Source organism: Brachymonas denitrificans (assembly GCF_907163135.1).
GTDB lineage: Bacteria > Pseudomonadota > Gammaproteobacteria > Burkholderiales > Burkholderiaceae_C > Brachymonas > Brachymonas denitrificans_A.
In genome coordinates, this window is sequence record NZ_CAJQUA010000001.1 from 1,209,148 (window position 1) to 1,226,803 (window position 17,656).

Below are 17,656 nucleotides of genomic sequence, written 5' to 3' on the forward strand. Positions count from 1 at the left end.
ATGATAGCATTGTTTACGTCATGGAAACATGACAACCTCATGTCACGAGCAAAAAAGGCCCGAGAAATGCCAAAAGCAGTAGATTTAGTTAACAAGGCGCTCGACATCGCCAGTGGTGCCGAGTGGGGGCGACGCTTAGGAATCAGCCGGACGGCTCTCCATGCAGCGCGGAATCGCGGACAGGTCAGCCCGGCAATTGCGTTCTGCCTTGCTGAAGAATTGGGAGAAAACGCCCTATACTGGCAGGCCATTGCGACCGCCGAAGGCGAGAAAGACAGCGCAGCAAAGGCCCGTATGCTGGCCCGGCTGGCAAAGATGGAACACACCTTTGTTGGTGTGGTCAAGTCATAATTTGACCACAATTTGCCGTTCTGGTGCAGCGCAGCAGTTGCGCCCCAACAAAGGACCCTCATGAAAATCCAGCCCGACCGCATGGATGTACAGGCCATCACTGCCCACGGACCGGGCTGGGTGGCCGTCGATCACCGCCAGTTCAAGGAGAGCCTGGTGCTCAGTTCCGACGGCTATCTGCAGCGCTGGAATTGCGACCGTTTCGAGGATCTCGGCCCCGAGCATTTCGGCGCGCTGGCCGAGCACGACTGCGAACTGGTGATCTTCGGCAGCGGCAACCGCCTGCGCTTCGTGCATCCACAATGGACAGCCGCGCTGCTGCAACGCCGCATCGGGATCGAAACCATGGATACCGCGGCGGCCTGCCGCACCTACAACGTGCTGGCCGGTGAAGGACGCAAGGTACTGGCAGCGCTGCTGGTCGAGCCCTCCGCCTGACATGGGGATTACACAGAGGCACGTTTTGGCAATTTGGTTTAAAATAGGGGTTTGGACAGCACTTGGCACCCGGCCTGCTGTCGTTTGAAGACGGGTCTGCGCCCAGCGTACAAACTGCGCCACCTCCGTTCAGGGCGATGGCGTTTCACCCCCCGATCCTGCCCCCGTCTTCCCTTACAAAAGAGAGATTGATACACACATGGCAATCGTCGTAGACAAGCTGATTCCCGAGTTCGACGCCAACGCTACCAACGGTGTAAAGGTCAGCAACACCTCCCACCTCGGCCAGATCGTTGTGCTGTTTTTCTACCCGAAGGACAATACCCCCGGCTGCACCACCGAGGCGATGGAGTTCCGTGACAAGTACAAGGACTTCGAAAAGGCCGGCGCCGCCGTCTTCGGCGTCTCGCGCGACAACATGACCTCGCACGACGGCTTCAAGGCCAAGCTTGAGCTGCCCTACGAGCTGATCGCCGATACCGAAGAGAAGATGTGCCACATGTTCGGCGTGGTCAAGAACAAGATCATGTACGGCAAGAAGGTCAAGGGCATCGAGCGCAGCACCTTCCTGATCGGCCCCGACGGCATCCTGCGCCAGGAATGGCGCGGCATCAAGGTCGCCGGCCACGTGGCCGAAGTGCTCAAGGCCGTCAAGGCCCTGAAGAAGACTGCTGCCGCTCCCGCTACGGCCGAACAGGCCGAGTAAGCGCCGAGCTCGGCCCGTCAGCAAGCCGCTCCGTGTGAGCGGCTTTTTTGTGCGCGCTTGCGCCTTGTGACAAGCCGGTGACAGAGGGCCGCGGCAACGATGTATATTGCAGGTGTATGAATGGCCGAGAACCCGGCGCATTCTTCCGGCATGCCAGCTGTGCATGTGTTCCATAGACTTGCGAGAGCCCTACCTACATGCCTTTGCCCCCCGCACCCAAGAAGCGTGCCAGTCTGCTGGATCCCAAGCTTCTGCCCGCCACCACTCCTGCAACCCTGGCTTCCGGCGCCCACACCCAGCGCCCTGCCGCCGAAGAAATCCCCGAAGCCGCTGCCGCTCCCGCAACCAGCCGCCGCACCCGCGCACCGCGCAAGAGTGATACCGTGCTGGCCGCCCATGCCGGCGAAGCCAGCGTGGCAGAAGTGCTGGATACCGGGGAAGCCGCGACCGGCTCCGTGGCAAGGCTGCCGGTAGCGGCGGTTGCTGCTTCCCAGCCCGCACCGGCGGCACGGCGCAAGAGCGGCGCCACGGCCAAGGCCGCGGCCACCGAGGTGGCAGAGTCCCCGGTGGCTGCCAAGGCTCCGGCGGCCACCCGGTCGGCTGCCAGTGCGAAGAAGCCTGCCGCCGCCCGCAGCAAGGCGCGCAAGGCCACGGACGAACCGGCCAAGCTGTTCGTGCTGGATACCAATGTGCTGATGCACGATCCGATGTGCCTGTTCCGTTTCGAGGAACATGACATCTTCCTGGCATTGATCGTGCTGGAAGAACTGGACAGCCACAAGAAAGGCGTGACCGAGGTGGCACGCAACGTGCGCCAGACCAGCCGTACGCTGGACGCGCTGGTGGCCACCGTGCCCAAGCAGGATCTGGCCGACGGCATGCCGCTGGATGCGACCGGCCACAAGGAAGCGCGCGGCTGCCTGTTCTTCCAGACCGAAACGCTGAATTACACGCTGCCCAACACGCTGCCGCAAGGCAAGGCGGACAACCAGATCCTGGGCGTGGTCTCCGCGCTGCAGCAGGCGCATCCGGGCCGCGAGGTGGTGCTGGTGTCCAAGGACATCAACATGCGCGTGAAGGCGCGCGCACTGGGCCTGCCGGCCGAGGACTACCAGAACGACAAGACGCTGGACGACGACGAGTTGCTGTACAACGGCGCCCTCGCCCTGCCGGCCGACTTCTGGGAAACGCAAGGCGACGAAATCGAGAGCTGGAACGAAGGCGCGCATACCTTCTATCGCGTGCATGGGCCACTGGCGCAGCAGATGCTGATCAACCAGTTCGTGTATTTCGAGCAGCCCGGCGAGCCCAGCCTGTACACGCGCGTGGTCGAGATTCGCGGCAACACCGCGGTGCTCAAGACGCTGCGCGACTGCACCCATCCCAAACAGGCCGCCTGGGGCGTGACGGCACGCAACCGCGAGCAGAACTTCGCCATGAACCTGCTGCTCGACCCCGAGATCGACTTCGTCACGCTGACCGGCACTGCCGGTACCGGCAAGACACTGCTGGCCTTGGCCTGCGGCCTGACGCAGGTGCTGGACGAACGCCGCTATACCGAGATCATCATGACACGTGCCACCGTAAGCGTGGGCGAGGACATCGGTTTTCTGCCCGGCACCGAGGAAGAGAAGATGGGCCCCTGGATGGGCGCGCTGGACGACAACCTCGAGTTCCTGACCAAGGGCGGCGACACCTCCAGCGGTGCCGGTGAATGGGGCCGTGCCGCCACGCAGGAGCTGGTGCGCAGCCGCATCAAGATCAAGAGCATGAACTTCATGCGCGGCCGCACCTTCATGAACAAGTACGTCATCATCGACGAGGCACAGAACCTGACGCCCAAGCAGATGAAGACGCTGATCACGCGCGCGGGCCCGGGCACCAAGATCATCTGCATGGGCAATCTGGCGCAGATCGATACGCCGTATCTGACCGAAGGCTCTTCCGGGCTGACCGCGGTGGTGGACAAGTTCAAGGGCTGGCCGCATAGCGGGCACATCATGCTGGCCCGCGGCGAGCGGTCGCGCCTGGCGGATTTTGCGAGTGAAGTGCTGTAAATCTTGGCGCGCTTGATTCCCGATCCGGAACGGCTGGTTTTCGTTACCGATTTTCCGCACAGCCGCGGCGGCGTGCAGCGGCTGCGCTTCAGTCGTCCGCGTGAGTTGCTGCTGGCCTGGCAGCCTGACGAGGTGTTGCCTGTGCTGGCGCGGCTCGAGCAGGCGACGGTGGCCGGCTTGTGGGCGGTGGGCTATCTGGCCTACGAGGCGGCTGCCGGGCTGGATGCGAAGCTGGCGCAGAGCACGGCGGCGCCGGAAGAACCGTTGCTGGCCTTTGCGCTGTTCGATCATCCGGATGGCGAGCCGGAGTTTGCACTGGGCAGCCAGTGCCATGCTGCCGGCCCCCATGCGCAGATGGCAGCGCCGGCGCCGATGCCATCGTGGCAACTGAGCGAAGATGGCGCGACCCACGCCGCAGCGGTGGAACAGATTCGCCAGGCCATTGCCGCGGGCGACTATTACCAGGTGAATCACACACTGCGCTCGCTGGCACAGGTGCCGGATGGCTATCCGCTCTGGCATTACTACGAGGCCTTGCGGCAGCGCCAGCAGGCCGACTATTGCGCCTTTCTCGATTGGGGCGACTGGCAGGTGCTGTCGCTGTCGCCCGAGCTGTTCTTCACCTGGAACCGCGCAACCGGGCAGATCAGCACGCGCCCGATGAAGGGCACCGCTCCGCGTGGCGCCACGCCGGAAGCGGATCTGGCGGCTGCGCAGGCCTTGCGCTCCAGCCCCAAGGAGCGCGCCGAGAACGTGATGATCGTGGATCTGCTGCGCAATGACCTGGGCCGGATCGCGGTCACGGGCAGCGTGCAGACACCCAAGCTGTTCGAGACCGAGCCCTACCCCACGCTGTGGCAGATGACGAGCACGGTGCAGGCCATCACGCGGCCGGAAATTGGCCTTGGAACGCTGATGCAGGCGCTGTTTCCCTGCGGCTCGATCACCGGGGCGCCCAAGCGCAAGGCGATGGAGGCCATAGCGGCGCTGGAAGGAAGCCCGCGCGGCGTGTATTGCGGGGCGCTGGGCATTGTCAGCCCTTATCGGGCAACCTTCAATGTGGCGATCCGGACGGTGTTTGCCCATGACGGACATTTGCGTGGCGGCGTTGGAGGCGGCATCACCTGGTCGTCGGATGCGGAAGCGGAATATGCCGAGGCGCAGCTGAAGGCGCGATTTCTGCAGACGGCCCCGGTGGCTGCCGCAGAGCCGGAGCTGCTGGAAACGCTGCTGCTGGTCGACGGGCGCTATGCGTTGCTGCCTTTGCATCTGGACCGGATGACGGCGTCCGCGATTGCCCTGGGATTCCGGCCGCTGTCGCCGGCAGCGCTGCAGCGGGAACTGAAGACGTATGCGTGCGCGCATGCTGCCGGCGTGTGGCGCGTGCGCCTGTTGCGATCGGCAGAGGGAGAGTTGCGGGTCGAAGGAGTGCAACTGGAAAGCGCCCGTTCTGACGATCTTCGCAATTGGGATACTACCGGCCTCGCCCCTGCTTCCTGGCTGCGCGCTCCCCGCATTGGTTCGGAGCTCGGCACCCTCCAGCAGATTGCACTGGCCAGCGCACCCAATGCCGAAGCCGACACCCCATGGCTACGCCACAAGACGACACAACGCAGCCACTATGAGCGCGAAACCGCCCAGCACGCGCATGCCTGGGATGTGCTGCTGCACACCCCGGGTGGCCATGCCACGGAGTGCACGCGCGGCAATCTCGTGCTGCAGATGGCGGATGGACATTGCATCACGCCTCCGCTGACCCACGGGCTGCTTCCGGGCACCTTGAGGGAAGCCCTGCTGAACCGCCGGTTGATCGAGGAGAGGCCGATTCCGCTGCAGCGCCTTTTTACACCAGAGCCTGGCGACCGCCTGTGGTTCATCAACAGCGTGCGGAGCTGGGTCGCTGTCAGTCTGCAGTCCAGCTGAACAAACGTTCCGCAGGCCTCGTTCCCGGTGGCATATGCTGGAAACAACCCTTCGCCGCCATGCCGCCATGAAAAATGATGATCAGGCTTTTCAACTCAATAAAACCCCGATCAGGAATCAATATTCATCTGCCATGCTCGCCAAACTTTCGAACTTGGTTAGCGGCTTGATAAATGCGAGCTTCACCGTTCCCGTTGGCCCGTTACGCTGCTTGCCGATGATGATCTCGGCCACGCCGGGTTCGCGACTTTCCTTGTTGTAGTAGTCGTCGCGGTAGATGAACATGATCACGTCTGCGTCCTGTTCAATCGCGCCCGATTCTCGCAGGTCGCTCATCATCGGCCGCTTGTCGGTACGCTGCTCGACGCTGCGGTTGAGCTGGGACAGCGCAATCAGCGGGCATTGCAGTTCCTTGGCCAGCATCTTCAGGCCACGGGAGATTTCGCTCAGCTCGGTCGCGCGGTTCTCCGCCGCTGCGCTGCCACTGCCGCTCATCAGCTGCAGGTAGTCCACCACGATCAGGCCCAGCTTGCCCTGCTGGCGCGCCAGTCGCCGCGCGTTGGCACGCAGTTCGCTCGGCGTAAGGCCCGGCGTTTCGTCGATGTGCATGGATACGGTGCGCAGCTTCTCGATCGCCTCGGTCAGGCGCGGCCACTCCTCGTCGTGCAGCTTGCCGGTACGCAGGCGACCCTGGTCGATGCGGCCGATGGAACCCACGATACGCACGGCCAGCTGCGCAGCGCCCATTTCCATCGAGAACACCGCCACCGGCAGCCCTTCGGCCAGCGCCACGTGCTCGGCGATGTTGATTGCGAAGGCCGTTTTCCCCATCGACGGTCGAGCCGCCAGAATGATCAGATCCCCCGCCTGCATGCCGCTGGTCATGCGGTCCAGATCGTAGAAGCCGCTGGGCACCCCGGTAATGTCGTTCGGGTTGTCCGCCATTTCCTGCACGCGGTCCAGCAGGTCGACCACCAGCGATTCCATCGGCTGGAAGCCCTCCTTCATGCGCGAGCCTTCCTCGCCGATCTTGAAGATCTTCTGCTCGGCTTCGTCGAGGATTTTTTCGACCGGCGTGCCCTGCGGGTTGAAGGCCTTGGTGGCGATTTCATCGCTGGCAGTGACCAGTTTGCGCAGAATGGAGCGCTCGCGCACGATCTCGGCATAGCGCCGGATGTTGGCAGCGCTGGGCACGAACTGCGCCAAGGCGTTCAGGTAGACAAGGCCGCCCACCTCCTCTGCCTTGCCCAGGCTCTGCAGAGCCTCGAATACGGTGATCACGTCGGCCGGCTTGGAGGCGTTGATCAGCTTGCCGATCGCCTCGAACACCAGCTGGTGCTCGTGCCGGTAGAAGTCGCTGGCGATCAGCAGGTCGGCCACGCGGTCCCAGGCATTGTTGTCGAGCAGCAGGCCGCCCAGCACGCTGGATTCGGACTCGATGGAATGCGGCGGCACGCGCAGCTGTGCCACCTCCCGGTCCACCGGTTGCTCGAAATCGTATTGCCCGTAATCCTCGTGGTCTGTCACAGCTGTTCCTGGTTCAATGCCCGTCAACCCTGCATCGTAATGCGTTTGGGGCCGGCGCGTTGTGCACAAGCCTGTGGACAAGCTGTGTGCGGAGCGTGCACAAGCATCGCCGAACCATCCCGCTCCCCAGGGGAAATCCTCCGACTTGTACACAGGCGCTTGCTTGCCCGGCCTGCGCACCAAAGCGTACAATCGTTCGATTATTCTCTCATCAGATATGCACGCCATGTATCAAGCCGCCATCAGCGGAACCGGCCTGTGGGTCGCTCCGCACACCATCAGCAACGCCGAACTCGTCACCGCCTACAACGCCTATGTGCACCAGGAAAACGAGAAGCATGCCGAGGCGATTGCCGCGGGTGAGCGCAAGGCCCTGCCGGAATCGAGCGAGGAATTCATCGTCAAGGCTTCAGGCATCAAGCAGCGCTACGTGATCGAGAAGGAAGGCATTCTGGATCCGACCCGCATGCGTCCGCGCCTGACGCCACGCCCGGACGACCAGCTTTCGCTGATGGCCGAAATCGCCGTGGCCGCTGCAACGCAGGCGCTGGAAAACGCTGGCCGCAAGGGCGAGGATATCGAGATGGTGGTCTGTGCCGCCTCCAACATGCAGCGCCAGTACCCCGCCATGGCGATCGAGGTGCAGAACGCCATCGGCGCAAAAGGCTACGGCTTCGACATGAACGTGGCCTGCTCGTCGGCCACTTTCGGGCTGGAGCAGGCGGTGAATGCCGTACGCACCGGCCAGGTCAAGGCTGCGCTGGTAATCAACCCCGAAATCACCTCGGCCCACCATGCGTGGATGGACCGCGACTGTCACTTCATTTTCGGCGACGTGTGCACCGCGCTGGTCATCGAGCGCGCCGATCTGGCGACCTCGGCGAACCGCTGGGAAGTGCTGGGCACGCGCCTGGCCACCCAGTTCTCCAACAACATTCGCAACAATGCCGGATTCATGAGCCGCAGCGAGGACCGCAATCCCGAAGACCGCGACCAACTGTTCATGCAGGAAGGGCGCAAGGTGTTCAAGGAAGTGTGCCCGATGGCCGCCGAGCATATCGCGAACCAGCTCGAAACCCTCGGCCTGACGCCGGCCCAGGTGCGCCGTTTCTGGCTGCACCAGGCCAACCTGAGCATGAACCAGCTGATCGGCAAGCGCCTGCTGGGCCATGAGCCGAGCTTTGACGAAGCCCCGGTGATTCTGGACGAGTTTGCCAATACGGCATCGGCCGGCTCCATCATCGCCTTCCATCGCCATAGCCAGGATCTGCAGGCAGGCGACGTCGGCGTGATCTGCTCGTTTGGTGCCGGCTACTCGATCGGCAGTCTGGTCGTGCGCAAACAATAAGCGCCGGACGTATATATTCTTTGGATATATATACATCATCATAAAATCGTTCCGAAAGATATAAAGAGTCGGTACAGTTCGTCCGTTCCTGACCGGTAACGTGCGCATGGTGCGCGCTTGCCGGAAGCAGGCGGACGGATTCATGTACCAGTACACCTCTTTCGATCAGCAGTTCATCGAACAGCGCGCGGCCCAGTACCGCGACCAGCTGCAGCGGCACCTGGCCGGCCAGCTTTCCGACACCGAATTCAAGCCGCTGCGTCTGCAGAACGGCGGGTATATCCAGCGCCATGCACCCATGCTGCGCATCGCCGTGCCCTACGGCGAGATTGCCAGCCGCCAGTTGCGCGTGCTGGCTCGCATCGCCCGCGAATACGATCAGCCCGCACCCGAACTGCTGCGTCATGCACAGGGCCTGCAGGATGCGCTGCAGGCGGCCCAGCCCGGCACGCTGACAGCGCCGCCCCTGCGCTATGGCTACGGGCATCTCACCACGCGTACCAATGTGCAGTTCAACTGGATTCCGCTCGAAAAGAGCGCGGACGTGATGGACCTGCTGGCCAGCGTGCAGATGCACGGCATCCAGACCAGCGGCAACTGCATCCGCAACCTCAATGCCGATGCCCTGGCCGGCATCGCCCCGGACGAGATCGCCGATCCCCGCCCCTTTGCCGAAATCCTGCGCCAGTGGAGCACGCTGCACCCCGAGTTTGCCTATCTGCCGCGCAAGTTCAAGATTTCGCTGACGGGCGGCGTGGAAGACCGCGCCGCCACGCACTGGTATGACGTGGGCCTGAAGCTCACGCGCAATGACGCGGGTGATCTGGGCTTTGTCGTGAGCGTGGGTGGCGGCATGGGCCGCACGCCGATCGTGAGTCCGGTGATCCGCGAATTCCTGCCATGGCAGCAGATGCTCAACTACCTGGAGGCCGTGCTGCGCGTGTACAACCAGTACGGCCGGCGCGACAACCTGTGGAAGGCGCGCATCAAGGTGCTGGTCAAAGCCGAAGGCCAGCGCTTCACCGACGCGGTGGAGGCCGAGTATGCCCAGATCCTGCACGAGGACGGCGGCCGCCACACCATCACCCAGGCCGAATACGAGCGCGTTGCGGCCTGCTTCGTGCAACCGGAACTGCAGGCTGCCAACTTGCCTCACGCCACCGACACCAGCAGCACCGCCTACCAGCGCTGGCTGGAGCGCAACGTGCGTGCGCATCGCCTGCCGCAGCTGCGCGTGGTGGCGCTGTCGTTCAAGCGTCCGGGCCTTGCCCCGGGCGATGCGGATGGCGACGTGCTGGACGCAGTGGCCGAGCTGGCCGAGCGCTTCAGCGCCAGCGAGGCGCGCCTGACGCACGAACAGAACATGGTGCTGCCCTGGGTACATGCCAGCGACTTGCCCGCGCTGTACGAGCATGCGCGTGCACTCGGCCTGGCGCGCCCCAACATCGGCCTGCTGACCGACATGATCGCCTGCCCCGGCGGCGATTTCTGCGCCCTGGCCAATGCCCGCTCCATCCCGATCGCCGAAGCGCTGGCGGAGCGCTACCAGGACCTGGACGAGCTCTGGGATCTGGGCGAGATCGATCTGCACATGAGCGGCTGCATCAACTCCTGCGGCCACCATCACAGCGGACACATCGGCATCCTGGGCGTCGACAAGGACGGCAAGGAGTGGTACCAGATCACATTGGGCGGCGCCGACGGATCGGCCCTTTCCGGGCCGGCCATGCCGGGCAAGGTTGTGGGCCCGTCCTTCAGCGCAGCCGAAGTGCCGGACGTGATCGAGGCCATTCTCGACTGCTATCGCCGCCAGCGTCACGAACGCGAAACCCTGATCCAGACCCTGCGCCGCACTGGCCTGGAACCGTTCAAGCAGGCCGCCAATGCGGCGCGCCACCCTGCCGCCGCTCCTGCCAGGACGGCCGATCTTGCCACCGCCTGAAACCATGCACACCCCAGCCCCTCTTTCCCTCATCCGCGCACAGAACTACCAGCCGGAAACAGCCGGTCGTCTGATCCTGAACAACGACCAGGACGCGTTGCAGGCGGACCTTGCCGGCATCTCCGTGGTGGAACTGCAGTTCCCCGCCCACACCGATGGCCGCGCCTACAGCCAGGCCCAGTTGCTGCGCCGCCGACGCGGCTTTGCCGGCACGCTCCGCGCCACCGGCGAAGTCCTAATCGACCAGTTGCCGCAGATGCAGCGCTGCGGCTTCGACCAGGCCGTGCTGCGCGCCGACCAGAACGCCGCACATGGCCAACGCCTGCTGGCGCTGTTCGCGCAAGGCTACTACCAGGGCGACGCACTGCATCCCCAGCCGCGCTTTTCCGGAGAAGGTAGCGATGCCGCCACGCTCCCGGTCGCGCCTGCTGCGGAGCAACGCACCGCGACCGCCCCGGCCAGCAAGGAGAGCACAGCATGAACACCTCGTCGGCCCCCTCGCTGCATGGCCGCCCTTCCCCGGCCTACGACGCCCATGTGGCGGAAGCAATCGCCACCCTGCGCACAGCCATTGCCGAATTCGGCTCCAGCACCCTCGTACAGGCCAGCAGCCTCGGCGCCGAGGACGTTGTACTGAGTCATCTGATCGAATCCAACGGCCTGGGCATCCCCCTTTTCGTGCTCGATACCGGCAAGCTGCACCCCGAAACGCAGGTGCTGCTGCAAGCCACGCAACAGCGCCGCCCGGAATCGGTCGCCATCTACCGCCCCAACCCGGCCAGCGTGCAGGCCTTTGTCGCGGCCGAAGGCGAAGAAGCCATGTACCGCAGCCTGGCCCTGCGCAAGCGCTGCTGCCACATCCGCAAGCTCGAACCGCTGGAGCGCGCCCTGCAAGGCAAGTCGGCCTGGCTTACCGGCCTGCGCCGTGAACAGTCCGGCAACCGTGCCACAGTCCCCCTGCGCGACGACAGCGAGCAGGCGGCAGGCCGTCCGACCAAGTTCAACCCGCTCGCCAACTGGACCTGGGGCGACGTCTGGCACTACATCGCCACCCATCAGGTGCCCTACAACCCGCTGCACGACCAGTTCTACCCCAGCATCGGCTGCGCTCCCTGCACGCGCGCAGTCACCCTGGGCGAGGACTTACGCTCCGGCCGCTGGTGGTGGGAGCAGGATCAGGCGCGCGAATGCGGCCTCCACCTTACCTCCGCAACTGCATCCGAAACCAGCCCGGCCTCCGTCCTCCAGGAGCAACAAGCATGAATGCCTCCCCTCCCGCTACGCAAGCCCTGCCTGCCAACCTCCTCCCACACTTGCACACACTGTCTGCGGCTACCCGCTCGCCCCTGCATGCCCCGGCCACCGGCGCGCTCTCCCACCTGGACGCACTGGAAGAGGAAACCATCTTCCTGCTGCGCGAAGTCGCCGCCAGTTTCGAACGCCCCGCCCTGCTATTCTCGGGCGGCAAGGACTCGCTGGTGCTGCTCGCCTGCGCCGAAAAGGCTTTCGGCCGTGGCCGCATCCCGTTCCCGCTGCTGATGATCGACACCGGCCACAACTTCCCCGAAGTCACTGCCTTCCGCGACCAGCGTGCGGCCGAGCTGCAGGCCAGGCTAATCGTGCGCAGCGTCGAAGATTCGATGGCACGCGGCACCGTGCGCCTGTCCCGGCCTGACGAGAGCCGCAACGCCCACCAGTCCGTCACCCTGCTGGAAGCAATCGAGGAATTCCGCTTCGACGCCCTCATTGGCGGCGCCCGCCGCGACGAGGAAAAAGCCCGCGCCAAGGAACGCCTGTTCAGCCACCGCGACAGCTTCGGCCAGTGGCAGCCACGCCAGCAGCGCCCCGAGCTGTGGACGCTGTTCAACACCCGCCTGCACCCCGGCGAGCACTTCCGCGTCTTCCCCATCAGCAACTGGACAGAGCTGGACGTCTGGCAATACATCGCCCGCGAACAGCTGCAACTGCCCAGCCTCTACTACGCCCACCCGCGCGAGGTGGTGCAGCGCCGCGGCCTGCTGGTCCCCGTCACCCCGCTGACCCCGCCAAGGGAAGGCGAACAGGTGCAGACCCTGAACGTACGCTTCCGCACCCTGGGCGACATCACCTGCACCTGCCCGGTCGAAAGCAGCGCCGCCAGCGCCCATGACATCGTGCGCGAAACCCTGGGCGCCAGCACCAGCGAACGCGGCGCCACCCGCATGGACGACCAGACCAGCGATGCCAGCATGGAACAACGCAAGCTCGAAGGATATTTCTGATGGACATCGCCCTGAACAACCACCCCGCCCAGGCCCTTGCCCCCGCCCTGCGCTTCATCACCTGCGGCAGCGTGGACGATGGCAAGAGCACCCTGATCGGCCGCCTGCTGCTCGACAGCCGGTCCGTGCTGCAGGACCAGCTCGCCCACATCACCCACCAAGCCACCGGCGAAGTGGACGCGGCCGTCCTTGCCCGTCTCACCGATGGCCTGCAGGCCGAACGCGCCCAGGGCATCACCATCGACGTGGCCTGGCGCTATTTTTCCAGCACGCGTCGCAAATTCATCATCGGCGATGCCCCCGGCCATGAGCAGTACACGCGCAACATGGTCACCGCCGCCAGCCAGGCCGACTGCGCCGTGGTGCTGGTCGATGCCACCAAGCTGCCCTGGGCCGTCACCCCCGACGCTCCCGCGCAGCTGCTGCCGCAAACCCGCCGCCACGCCCTGCTCGCCCAACTGTTACGCGTGCCACACTGCGTGTTCGCCATCAACAAGCTCGACGCCGTGAGCAACCCCGCTCTGGCCTGTGCGCGCATCTCCGAAGCTCTCACCAGCTTCACGCAAGCCGCCGGCATCACCCCGGCCGCCATCCTGCCACTCTCGGCTCTCAAGGGCTGGAATGTGGTCGATGCGCACGCAGGCTGGTGCGGCTACCATGGGCCCACCCTGCTCGATATCCTGGAACAGCTGCCCATCGCCGCCGCTCCCCGCCAGGCCTTTGCCCTGCCCGTGCAATGGATCGAATCCAGCGCCGGCAGTGCCCGGACCGAACAGGGCCGCCGCACGCTCTGGGGACGCGTGGCCAGCGGTTCGGTGCAGGCGGGCGATACAGTGCAGGTTTTTCCGAGCGGCCAGCAGGCCACCGTCGCCCAGGTCCTCGACCATGCCCGCCGCCCGGCTGACGGCAAGGAACAGCGCTCCCTCGGCCTGATCCTCGACCGTGAACTCGACATCACACGCGGCGACTGGATCATCGCCGCAGACCACCCCCTGCGAACCCGGCGCCAGTGCTCCGCCACCCTCACCTGGCTCGATAACGATGCCCTGGTGCCGGGTCGCCAGTACTGGGCGTTGCACGGCCACCGCTGGGTCAAGGCGCGCGTGCGCCGCGTGGAACACCAGCTCGACATCCACAGCCTGCAGCAGGGCCCGGCCGAACAGCTCGGCGCCAATGCCATCGGCCAGGTCGAGCTCGAATTCCAGGCCCCCCTGCCGCTGCAGCCCTATGCGCAGAACCGCCAGCTCGGCGCCCTGATCCTGGTCGATACGGCCACCCACGCCACGGCCGCCGCCGCCATGGTTCTTTGACAAAAAATAACCCTGATCGCCCAAGGCAGACCCGCTTGGGCGTATCGTTCGCATGGACGATACAGAATGCAGCACCAAGCTTGACCTGACGCAAGACGGAACCCGTTTGGACGGTTTACATTTCCCTTAAACCAGCCACGGCCCGCCGCAGCGGCTAAAATTCCAGGGTTACCCATCATTCCTGTCGTAATTCAGTTCCAGAAGAGAAGCCACCATGACCCACGTCGTCACCGAAGCCTGTATCCGTTGCAAGTACACCGACTGCGTCGATGTGTGCCCGGTGGACTGCTTCCGCGAAGGCCCCAACTTCCTGACCATCGATCCCGATGAGTGCATCGACTGCGCAGTCTGCATTCCCGAGTGCCCGGTCGGTGCCATCTACGCCGAAGAAGACGTTCCCGCCAACGAGCAGCACATGATCAAGCTCAATGCCGAACTGGCCCGCCTGCCCAGCTGGAAGAGCATCACCAAGCGCAAGGACGCGCTGCCCGATGCCGAGGAGTGGAAGGACAAGACCGGCAAGCTGAAAGAGCTGGTCCGCTGAAGCGTTCCCTTCCGTCGCGCCGGCGCGCCTGCGCCCCGGCACACCCACCCACGGCAGCGCAAGCTGCCTTTTTGACTTCATCATGACTACAGAACGCACTTTTCCCAACGCGATCGAGACAGATGCCGTCATCGTCGGTGCGGGGCCGGTCGGCCTGTTCCAGGTCTTCGAACTCGGCCTGCTCGAGGTCAAGGCCCACATCATCGATGCCCTGGCCTACCCCGGCGGCCAGCCGGTCGAACTGTATCCGGACAAGCCCATCTACGACATTCCCGCCATCCCGGTCTGCACCGGCAAGGAGCTGACCGACGCGCTGATGAAGCAGATCGAGCCCTTCGGCGCCACCTTCCATCTGGGCCAGGAAGTGACCGAAGTCGAGCGCCAGCCCGATGGCCGCTTCCACGTCTGCACCAGCAAGGGCACCGAATTCCTCACCAAGACGATCTTCATTGCCGCCGGCGTAGGAGCCTTCCAGCCGCGCAAGCTCAAGGTCGAGGGACTGGAGCAGTTCGAGGGCAGCCAGTTGTTCTACCGCGTCAAACGCCCGGAAGACTTTGCCGGCAAGAACCTGGTGATCGTCGGTGGCGGCGACTCCGCGCTGGACTGGACCCTCGACTTCACGGCCGACACCGCCCACAAGGCCGAAAGCGTCATCCTGGTGCACCGCCGCGACGGCTTCCGCGCGGCGCCTGCCAGCGTGCAGAAGATGAAGGCCCTGTGCGAACAGCACAAAATGCAGTTCCTGGTCGGCCAGATCACCGGCTACGAGGAAACCGGCGGCAAGCTCACCGCCGTCAAGGTCACCGGCGGCGACGGCGTCACGCGCTCCGTGCCACTGGACGTGCTGATGGTCTTCTTCGGCCTGTCGCCCAAGCTCGGGCCGATCGCCGAATGGGGCCTGCAGATCGAGCGCAAGCAGCTGGTCGTGGACACGGAAAAGTTCTCCACCAGCGAGCCCGGCATTTTCGCCGTAGGCGACATCAACACCTACCCCGGCAAGAAGAAGCTTATACTCTCCGGCTTCCACGAATGTGCCCTGGCCGCCTTCGGCGCCATGGACTACATCTTCCCCGAGAAGAAGGTCTTTCTGCAGTACACCACCACCAGTCCCAAGCTGCACAAGGTGCTGGGCGTGGAATCGCCCAACTTCGACTGAGCCGTTACGCCCTGCCTGCGCCCGCCAGGTGCAGCTTCAGCGCCGGCGCGCAATCGTCATGCGGCCGGGATACACGTCTCCGGCCGGCATGCCGAGGTCGTAATCGCCGCTGCAGACCACTTCGGTGGCGAGCGTCGAACACCGCAGGCGAATCTCCTTCTGCGCCACCTTCCACTCGCTGTTTTCCGGCAGCCTGGGAGCACAGTCGCTCATGCGCGACGGCTGGCCCTTGCTGTTGAAGCTCAGGTCGCATTCGAAGGAAAACTGATTGGCGATATGAACGCGGTAACCCGCAGCGCCTGCTTTGGGGGTAATCGTCACCCGCCGTGCCCGGGCCATCGCATTGTCGCCGCCATACAGCGGGGACTCCAGCCAGGCGCGTTTCTCGGCAGCGGCCAGCTCTTCGGGGGGAAATACTGGATCAGGCGTAACGGTACTTGTGCCTGATGCCGATGCCATGATGGATGGCGTCGGGCCAGTGCCAGTGCCAGTGCCAGTGCCAGTGCCAGTGCCAGTGCCAGTGCCAGTGCCCGATGCCTCTGCCGAAGCAGGCGAAGAAGCGGACGATGTTCCCGCCATCCCCCCGCTTGTGTCAGAAGGCGCAGTATCCGGAGTGGGCGCCGACGCCCCTGCTTCGGGCACGCCAGATGCCGCCCCCTCTGCCGCCTTGTCGCTCCGGTCCGAACATCCGGCCAGCACGGCGGCGGCCGCCAGGATCACTCCAGGCCATAGCTGCTGCATGGGAATTCTCCTCGCTTCAAACGCAGTCCTCCCAGCCTACCAACAGCGATCCCGATCGCACGTGAGATCAGGAAACTCGTGTAACAGTGCCTACAGGCGATCCATGCGCATCACACGTGGCGCAAAACCGTGATTCAGGGGACCGTTGCCGACACCGCCGGTGCGCACATTGGCTCCCGCCTCCAGCGCCTTGCGCACAAACTCGCGCGCCATGCGCACGGCATCGGGCAAGTCCTCGCCCAGCGCCAGATAGCTTGCTATCGCCGACGACAAGGTACACCCCGTTCCATGCGTATTGCGCGTGGCGATGCGTGCGTCATCCATCACCAACTCCTCGCCGTTTTCCAGCAGCAGCACATCGGCCACACGCTCGCCCGGCAGATGCCCGCCCTTCAGCAATACTGCACGCGCGCCCATGGCCTGCAGCTCATATGCCGCGCTGCGCATCTGCTCCACCGTTTCCAGCTTACGCCCCAGCAGCAGCGCCGCCTCATCCAGGTTCGGCGTGATCACGCTGGCCAGCGGAAACAGGCGCTTCACCAGCACGCTCACGGTGCTGTCTTCCATCAGTACCGAGCCGCTGGTCGCCACCATCACCGGATCCAGCACCACCTGTGCGAATGCATGGCGCTCCAGCGCCGCTGCCACCGCTTCGGCCACCTCGGGCGCATGCAGCATGCCGATCTTGACCGCCTCCACGCCGATGTCGCCTGCCACCGCATCGATCTGCGCCGCAATCACTTCCGGCGGCACGGAATGGATGGCCCTCACTCCTTGCGTGTTCTGCGCCGTGATCGCCGTGATGGCGGTCATGCCATACACCCCAAGCGCCGCACAGGTCTTCAGGTCGGCCTGGATGCCGGCACCGCCTCCACTGTCGGAACCGGCAATGCTGAGCACATGGATGTAGCTGAAATCGAAATCGGGGGCCTGCATGGCACAACTCCATCATGAGTGTTGAACGCTGCAAGCATACGCCATGAACCCGTCGACGAAAGCCGGAACGCCCATGGAAAAAGCCCCGCAACAGCTGCTGCGGGGCTTTGTCTGGCTCCTCAACCTGGGCTCGAACCAGGGACCTACGGATTAACAGTCCGGCGCTCTACCGACTGAGCTATTGAGGAATGTCGGCATGCTGCACAAGGCAACACATCAAATTGTTCTGGCTCCTCAACCTGGGCTCGAACCAGGGACCTACGGATTAACAGTCCGGCGCTCTACCGACTGAGCTATTGAGGAACAGAGACTGAAATTATATACCAGCTTTTCGCGGTTTTCCAGTCACGCGACATTTTCGTGACATCCGGCCGCCGAAAAAAGAAAGTCCCGCCGAAGCGGGACTTCCAGGCACT

16 protein-coding genes and 2 tRNA genes are annotated in these 17,656 nt (G+C 64.3%); 13 read left to right on the top strand and 5 right to left on the bottom strand.

From position 1 onward, the window contains the following. From KKQ75_RS05690 to pabB, 5 genes are all read left to right on the top strand, one after another. Positions 1-351, top strand: a complete 351-nt coding sequence (locus KKQ75_RS05690) for a hypothetical protein (protein WP_213360905.1) — start codon at positions 1-3, stop codon at positions 349-351. A 60-nt stretch (positions 352-411) separates the two neighbouring features. Continuing rightward, entirely contained in the window at positions 412-789 is a 378-nt protein-coding gene (locus tag KKQ75_RS05695) for an Mth938-like domain-containing protein (protein ID WP_213360907.1), read from the top strand. Positions 790-988: 199 nt separating this feature from the next. Then, on the top strand, positions 989-1,495 hold the full coding sequence (locus tag KKQ75_RS05700) for a peroxiredoxin (RefSeq protein WP_213360908.1): 507 nt from the start codon (positions 989-991) through the stop codon (positions 1,493-1,495). 197 nt (positions 1,496-1,692) lie between these two features. Then, on the top strand, positions 1,693-3,552 hold the full coding sequence (locus tag KKQ75_RS05705) for a PhoH family protein (RefSeq protein WP_213360909.1): 1,860 nt from the start codon (positions 1,693-1,695) through the stop codon (positions 3,550-3,552). A gap of 3 nt (positions 3,553-3,555) precedes the next feature. Further along, positions 3,556-5,475 (top strand): aminodeoxychorismate synthase component I, encoded by a 1,920-nt coding sequence (gene pabB, locus KKQ75_RS05710; RefSeq protein WP_213360910.1) that lies wholly within the window; start codon positions 3,556-3,558, stop codon positions 5,473-5,475. Positions 5,476-5,592: 117 nt separating this feature from the next. Here pabB and dnaB read toward each other — a convergent pair whose 3' ends face one another. Next, positions 5,593-7,002: a replicative DNA helicase gene (dnaB, locus tag KKQ75_RS05715; RefSeq protein WP_213360911.1), complete on the bottom strand. Its 1,410-nt coding sequence runs from the start codon at positions 7,000-7,002 to the stop codon at positions 5,593-5,595. A gap of 226 nt (positions 7,003-7,228) precedes the next feature. Here dnaB and KKQ75_RS05720 point away from each other — a divergent pair, with 226 nt between their 5' ends. The 8 genes from KKQ75_RS05720 to KKQ75_RS05755 all read left to right on the top strand — a co-directional run bounded on the left by KKQ75_RS05720 (position 7,229) and on the right by KKQ75_RS05755 (position 15,563). Then, positions 7,229-8,350: a beta-ketoacyl-ACP synthase III gene (locus KKQ75_RS05720; RefSeq protein WP_213360912.1), complete on the top strand. Its 1,122-nt coding sequence runs from the start codon at positions 7,229-7,231 to the stop codon at positions 8,348-8,350. Between the two features lie 142 nt (positions 8,351-8,492). Continuing rightward, the gene (locus KKQ75_RS05725) at positions 8,493-10,292 is read left to right on the top strand and encodes a nitrite/sulfite reductase (RefSeq protein ID WP_213360914.1); all 1,800 of its coding nucleotides are present in this window, start codon (positions 8,493-8,495) and stop codon (positions 10,290-10,292) included. 4 nt (positions 10,293-10,296) lie between these two features. Continuing rightward, positions 10,297-10,773 (top strand): DUF934 domain-containing protein, encoded by a 477-nt coding sequence (locus KKQ75_RS05730; RefSeq protein WP_213360916.1) that lies wholly within the window; start codon positions 10,297-10,299, stop codon positions 10,771-10,773. Then, on the top strand, positions 10,770-11,555 hold the full coding sequence (locus KKQ75_RS05735; protein ID WP_213360918.1) for a phosphoadenylyl-sulfate reductase: 786 nt from the start codon (positions 10,770-10,772) through the stop codon (positions 11,553-11,555). The genes KKQ75_RS05730 and KKQ75_RS05735 overlap by 4 nt, the downstream gene beginning before the upstream one ends. Beyond that, on the top strand, positions 11,552-12,553 hold the full coding sequence (gene cysD, locus KKQ75_RS05740; protein WP_213360919.1) for a sulfate adenylyltransferase subunit CysD: 1,002 nt from the start codon (positions 11,552-11,554) through the stop codon (positions 12,551-12,553). Before KKQ75_RS05735 ends, cysD begins: the two co-directional genes overlap by 4 nt. Then, on the top strand, positions 12,553-13,863 hold the full coding sequence (locus KKQ75_RS05745; RefSeq protein ID WP_213360920.1) for a sulfate adenylyltransferase subunit 1: 1,311 nt from the start codon (positions 12,553-12,555) through the stop codon (positions 13,861-13,863). The genes cysD and KKQ75_RS05745 overlap by 1 nt, the downstream gene beginning before the upstream one ends. 214 nt (positions 13,864-14,077) lie before the next feature. Then, the gene (fdxA, locus tag KKQ75_RS05750; RefSeq protein WP_213360921.1) at positions 14,078-14,407 is read left to right on the top strand and encodes a ferredoxin FdxA; all 330 of its coding nucleotides are present in this window, start codon (positions 14,078-14,080) and stop codon (positions 14,405-14,407) included. An 82-nt stretch (positions 14,408-14,489) separates the two neighbouring features. Then, the gene (locus tag KKQ75_RS05755) at positions 14,490-15,563 is read left to right on the top strand and encodes an NAD(P)/FAD-dependent oxidoreductase (RefSeq protein WP_213360922.1); all 1,074 of its coding nucleotides are present in this window, start codon (positions 14,490-14,492) and stop codon (positions 15,561-15,563) included. Between the two features lie 36 nt (positions 15,564-15,599). Here KKQ75_RS05755 and KKQ75_RS05760 read toward each other — a convergent pair whose 3' ends face one another. The 4 genes from KKQ75_RS05760 to KKQ75_RS05775 form a co-directional block, all read right to left on the bottom strand. Further along, on the bottom strand, positions 15,600-16,022 hold the full coding sequence (locus KKQ75_RS05760) for a hypothetical protein (RefSeq protein WP_213360923.1): 423 nt from the start codon (positions 16,020-16,022) through the stop codon (positions 15,600-15,602). 372 nt (positions 16,023-16,394) lie between these two features. Beyond that, positions 16,395-17,240, bottom strand: coding sequence for a bifunctional hydroxymethylpyrimidine kinase/phosphomethylpyrimidine kinase (thiD, locus tag KKQ75_RS05765; RefSeq protein WP_213360925.1), 846 nt, complete (start codon positions 17,238-17,240; stop codon positions 16,395-16,397). Between the two features lie 112 nt (positions 17,241-17,352). Next, positions 17,353-17,428, bottom strand: a tRNA-Asn gene (locus KKQ75_RS05770). Between the two features lie 39 nt (positions 17,429-17,467). Further along, a tRNA-Asn gene (locus KKQ75_RS05775) sits at positions 17,468-17,543 on the bottom strand. Between the last annotated feature and the right edge of the window lie 113 nt (positions 17,544-17,656).

Coding starts and splice junctions, on each gene's coding strand:
- KKQ75_RS05690 (WP_213360905.1), top strand. CDS start 1: ATGATAGCATTGTTTACGTCATGGAAACATGACAACCTCATGTCACGA.
- KKQ75_RS05695 (WP_213360907.1), top strand. CDS start 412: ATGAAAATCCAGCCCGACCGCATGGATGTACAGGCCATCACTGCCCAC.
- KKQ75_RS05700 (WP_213360908.1), top strand. CDS start 989: ATGGCAATCGTCGTAGACAAGCTGATTCCCGAGTTCGACGCCAACGCT.
- KKQ75_RS05705 (WP_213360909.1), top strand. CDS start 1,693: ATGCCTTTGCCCCCCGCACCCAAGAAGCGTGCCAGTCTGCTGGATCCC.
- KKQ75_RS05720 (WP_213360912.1), top strand. CDS start 7,229: ATGTATCAAGCCGCCATCAGCGGAACCGGCCTGTGGGTCGCTCCGCAC.
- KKQ75_RS05725 (WP_213360914.1), top strand. CDS start 8,493: ATGTACCAGTACACCTCTTTCGATCAGCAGTTCATCGAACAGCGCGCG.
- KKQ75_RS05730 (WP_213360916.1), top strand. CDS start 10,297: ATGCACACCCCAGCCCCTCTTTCCCTCATCCGCGCACAGAACTACCAG.
- KKQ75_RS05735 (WP_213360918.1), top strand. CDS start 10,770: ATGAACACCTCGTCGGCCCCCTCGCTGCATGGCCGCCCTTCCCCGGCC.
- cysD (WP_213360919.1), top strand. CDS start 11,552: ATGAATGCCTCCCCTCCCGCTACGCAAGCCCTGCCTGCCAACCTCCTC.
- KKQ75_RS05745 (WP_213360920.1), top strand. CDS start 12,553: ATGGACATCGCCCTGAACAACCACCCCGCCCAGGCCCTTGCCCCCGCC.
- fdxA (WP_213360921.1), top strand. CDS start 14,078: ATGACCCACGTCGTCACCGAAGCCTGTATCCGTTGCAAGTACACCGAC.
- KKQ75_RS05755 (WP_213360922.1), top strand. CDS start 14,490: ATGACTACAGAACGCACTTTTCCCAACGCGATCGAGACAGATGCCGTC.
- KKQ75_RS05760 (WP_213360923.1), bottom strand. CDS start 16,022: ATGGCATCGGCATCAGGCACAAGTACCGTTACGCCTGATCCAGTATTT.
- thiD (WP_213360925.1), bottom strand. CDS start 17,240: ATGCAGGCCCCCGATTTCGATTTCAGCTACATCCATGTGCTCAGCATT.